We start from the raw sequence: 844 nt of genomic DNA on the forward strand, positions 1-844 counted from the left end.
ACTCTCGATACTGGTAGGTTGAGCGAAGTCGAAACCGGATTGAACGGGTACTTTATTTAGTTGCAGATCCCTAGGCGGCTTTGGTGGTATCGGCGGAGTGCCAATAGGTGAGGCCGTCGCGCTGTTCGGGGATGACGAGGCCGAACCATTCGAGGCGTTCGAGGTTGGCGGTAATGGCGTCGAGTTTTTTCTGGATGGTGCGGCCTTTGAATTGGGCGGCGATTTGTGGGGTGGTCCAGTCGCCGGGGGTGGTGCGCAGCAGGTCGCGGATGGCGGCGAGCTGGGCTTTGGGCTGGGTGGGCCACTTTTGTTGTTCGACGGGTTCGACGATCGCGGCGGCGGGGATTTCGGTGCCAGGTAGGGTGCCTTGGATGCCCTCACCTCCGGTGCCCTCACCCCCGGCCCCTCTCCCGGCCCCTCTCCCGGAGGAGCTACCGTGTATACACATCTCGCATGGGAGATCAAAATTCTGCCTTTGCCCCCCTCCGCCCCCCAATTCTGGGGGGAACCTAACGGCAAAGTCCCCCGGAATCGGGGGATTTAGGGGGCCATAAAGCTGGTAACGACATCATTAAGGACTTATGTATACACCGTAGCTCTCCAGGGAGAGGGATTTAGGGTGAGGGGCATTCTCCTCTAGCCAGCGCGACAGCTTTGCCAGCTCTGCCGCTACCTCCCGCGTCACCCGTGCACGATACTTCTCCGGGTTCAGCGCTTGCGGGTCGGTGAAGGTTTTGACGAAGCGATCGAACATTTCCGGCTGCTTTAGATCCGCCAGGTTCACCCGCTCACGGGCACCGTAGCTGCCATATTCCCCGCTAAAGCCCTCCCAAATCTCAAAGTG

At 59.8% G+C, this 844-nt stretch carries 2 protein-coding genes; both read right to left on the reverse strand.

Translation table 11 applies throughout. The features are described 5' to 3' along the window. Positions 1 to 70 precede the first annotated feature (70 nt). A complete protein-coding gene (locus JUK32_RS00855; RefSeq protein ID WP_204136973.1) occupies positions 71 to 448 on the reverse strand; it encodes a hypothetical protein in 378 nt (125 codons plus the stop codon). Positions 449 to 571: 123 nt separating this feature from the next. Beyond that, the coding region (locus tag JUK32_RS00860; protein WP_204136974.1) for a hypothetical protein at positions 572 to 844 on the reverse strand (273 nt) is incomplete at its 5' end.

The sequence above is a fragment of the Halomicronema sp. CCY15110 genome (assembly GCF_016888165.1).
In the GTDB taxonomy this organism is placed as follows: Bacteria; Cyanobacteriota; Cyanobacteriia; order Phormidesmidales; family Phormidesmidaceae; genus Halomicronema.

Bases quoted from the DNA above. Each gene is read 5' to 3' on its own strand.
- JUK32_RS00855 (WP_204136973.1), bottom strand. From the start codon at position 448: ATGTGTATACACGGTAGCTCCTCCGGGAGAGGGGCCGGGAGAGGGGCC.